General features: G+C 69.7%; 4 protein-coding genes and 1 pseudogene. 4 read left to right on the top strand and 1 reads right to left on the bottom strand.

Annotation, left to right across the window (positions count from 1 at the left end; translation table 11 throughout):
• Positions 1–129 (top strand): nitrile hydratase subunit alpha (locus tag VXC91_RS44225; protein WP_329512992.1); only part of this gene is annotated, 129 nt, incomplete at its 5' end.
• Positions 126–518, top strand: a complete 393-nt coding sequence (locus VXC91_RS44230; protein ID WP_329512989.1) for a nitrile hydratase accessory protein — start codon at positions 126–128, stop codon at positions 516–518. The genes VXC91_RS44225 and VXC91_RS44230, both read left to right, overlap by 4 nt.
• Positions 519–670: 152 nt before the next feature.
• Here the strand turns inward: VXC91_RS44230 and VXC91_RS44235 are convergent.
• Positions 671–993 (bottom strand): annotated as a pseudogene (locus VXC91_RS44235) (aminotransferase class V-fold PLP-dependent enzyme); the annotation flags it as partial.
• A gap of 266 nt (positions 994–1,259) precedes the next feature.
• Here VXC91_RS44235 and VXC91_RS44240 point away from each other — a divergent pair.
• On the top strand, positions 1,260–2,108 hold the full coding sequence (locus tag VXC91_RS44240) for an MFS transporter (protein ID WP_329512990.1): 849 nt from the start codon (positions 1,260–1,262) through the stop codon (positions 2,106–2,108).
• Positions 2,108–2,734 (top strand): MFS transporter, encoded by a 627-nt coding sequence (locus VXC91_RS44245; RefSeq protein WP_329512991.1) that lies wholly within the window; start codon positions 2,108–2,110, stop codon positions 2,732–2,734. Before VXC91_RS44240 ends, VXC91_RS44245 begins: the two co-directional genes overlap by 1 nt.
• Positions 2,735–2,900: the final 166 nt, after the last annotated feature.

Here is a 2,900-nt window from a genome sequence, read left to right on the forward strand (position 1 = left end):
TCCAGCGAGGTCCGCTGGTTGGTGCTGCCCGAGCGCCCGGCCGGCACCGAGCACCTGACTGAGGAGGAGCTCGTGCCGTTGGTGTCGAGGGACTCGATGGTCGGTGTGGCAAAGGTCGAAGCGTCGTGACCGCGCCGTTGGACATCGAGGGCCCGGCTGCACCGCCCCGCTCCAACGGGGAGTTGGTGTTTGCCGAGCCGTGGGAAAGCCGCGCCTTCGGCATGGCCGTCAGCCTCCACGGGGCAGGCGCCTTCACCTGGCCGGAATTCCGGGACGCACTGATCGCGCGGATCAAAGCCTGGGAGGAATCAGCGGTCCAGGATGAACCGTACGACTACTACCGGCTCTGGCTCGCCGCCCTGGAGGACGTGGTCACCGGCCTTTGCGCCGTGTCCACGAACGAGGTCACCACACGCGCCCAAGCCTTGGCGCAACGACCCCCAGGCCACGACCACCGGGACGATCACGACCACAACCACGACCACAACCACGACCACGACCACGACCACCCACACTGACCCGCAACGCCGCCCGGCGTTCTCCTGCGCACTCGCCAGCGCCCTCCTGCGAGCTTCTCGGCACTGCTCTCCTGAAGCTACGGCGAAGCGACAAGTAGCTCTCCGTCGCCGATGTGACGGCCTGTTGACACGGGTTCGGTGGGCGGCCTCCGCGGGACGACGTCGCAGTGGTGCTTCGTCTCCGCGATGACGATCTTGTCTCGGCGTCCACCCAGTAGGGCTCCCGCGCCCGGCCGAGCACCTCGGCGACCAGGTTGAGGGACTCCAGCGCGTTCTGGGAGAAGATCACCTCATCAAGGCTCGGTGCGCGGACGAACGCTGCGGCATTCTCGCCCGCGACCTCGTGGAGCGCCGTGGCCTGCTGCGCCGGAACTTGCGCGTCGGCGTCGTGCCGCTCGTGGTGGGCGTCGAGCGCGTCCGGCACCCGACGTGGCTTGTGCGAGGTCGCCGCGTCGTCCAGGTAGATCAGTTGTCGCGTGGAAGGCGAAGTGCCGCCGGTGCTCGACGGAGCCGCTCCGCGCCCGTGAGCGGCCGCGGAGCGGCTCCTGTCGGGTCGGGCGAGAGGTGGGCGCCTGGCGCCGGAACGTCTTCGGCGGCTCGGCGTCGGCCCGCAACGAGCGATGGGCGGCTGGTCGTTTCGCCGCCTTCGAGCGGTCGCCGACATGCCCGGCGACTCGCGACCCGCTGACCGCCTGACGGCCAGACAAGTAGAAGACTCCAACTCACTGGGAGCATCACATCATGTCCATCCCCGAGCGGACTACCAGCGATCCGTCCCCGCGGGCAGCAACGGGCGCGGCCCAGGGCGGTATCGCCCAAGGCGAGCCCCAGGACCCTGCGGCGCGCCGGCACGCCCGGCGCGTGCTCGCCCTGAGCAGTCTCGGTGCGTTTGTGGTGTTCCTCGACACCACGATCGTCAACGTGGCCTTCGAGACGATCAGCCGCAGCTTCCACACCACGACCGGGCACCTGTCTTGGGTGCTGAACATCTACAGCCTGGTTTTTGCCGCGGCGCTGATACCCGCCGGGCGCCTGGCCGACCGGTACGGCCGCAAGCGGGTCTTCCTCATCGGCATGACCGGCTTCGCCCTGATGAGCGCGCTGTGCGGGCTCGCCCCGAGCGCGACAGTGCTCATCATCGCCCGCGGGCTGCAGGGGGCCTTCGCCGCGCTGACCATCCCGACCTCGCTGGCCCTGGTCCTGCCCGAGTTCCCGCCCGCGCGCCGCCCTGCGGCCATCGGCACCTGGGGCACGATGGCCGCGGCCGCGGCCGCGGTCGGCCCCACCCTGGGCGCGCTGCTCATCGAGTACGCCTCCTGGCGTTGGATCTTCCTGGTGAACGTGCCGATCTGCGCGCTGGTCCTCGCCGTCGGACTGCGACTGCTGCGCGAGACCCGCGAGCAGGGCGCCCGCGGAATCCCCGACCCGGTGGGGGCGGTACTGATCGCGGTGATTCCCGCCGCGCTGAGCCTGGGCATCGTCGAGGGCCCGAGCTGGGGCTGGTCCAGCCCCCGCGTGATCGCTTCGTCGTCGCCGTCGTACTGCTGCCGGTCTTCATATGGCGCACCCGCACCGCAGCCCGGCCCGTGATGGACCTGGCACTGTTCAAGGTCCACCAGTTCCGGATGGTCAACGCGGCCTCACTGGTATTCGGCCTGGCGTTCTTCGCCGTGCTCCTGAGCAACTTCATCTTCCTGCAGACGGTGTGGCACTACTCGGTACTGATCGCCGCCCTGGCCTGCCTGCCCAACCCCGTCATGACGACGATCACCGCCCGCCCCGCCACCCGCATGGTGCACAAACACGGACACCAAGTCGTGTTCCTCACCGGGGCCGTCCTCTTCGCCCTCGCCCAGGGCGCCCTCGCACTGGCGCTCTCCACCCACACGCACGTGGTCGCCCTGTGGCTGCCCGCCATGGTGGTCACCGGAATCAGCCTCGGCATCAACCTGCCCACACTGTCCGTCGCCTCCACCAAGCCACTGCCGCCCGCCCAGTTCGCCGTCGGCTCCGCGATCAACCAGAGCTTCCGCCAACTCGGCGCCGTCCTCGGCGTCAGCCTCTTCGCCGCCATCCTCGGCACGCACACCGCCGGCACCGCACTCAACGCCTTCCACAACGCCTACTGGCTCTTCGGCGCCCTGGGCCTGCTCAGCGGACTGATCATCTGCCTGCCCCAACTCCGCCGCACCACCACCCCGACACAAACCGCCTGACAGCCGACGACGGCCCGTCACCCTGCGGACGGGCCGCCGCCCCTTCAGTTACGCATCCGAGGACACCCGTGTGCCGAATCCCTCGAGAAGGCCGCGGCTCACCCGACTCGAGCGGTGGCGAGCCCACCATCCCATCCGCTACCGCGCCATCGAGACAACCAGGGCG

Source organism: Streptomyces chiangmaiensis (assembly GCF_036281785.1).
Taxonomy (GTDB): Bacteria; Actinomycetota; Actinomycetes; order Streptomycetales; family Streptomycetaceae; genus Streptomyces; species Streptomyces chiangmaiensis.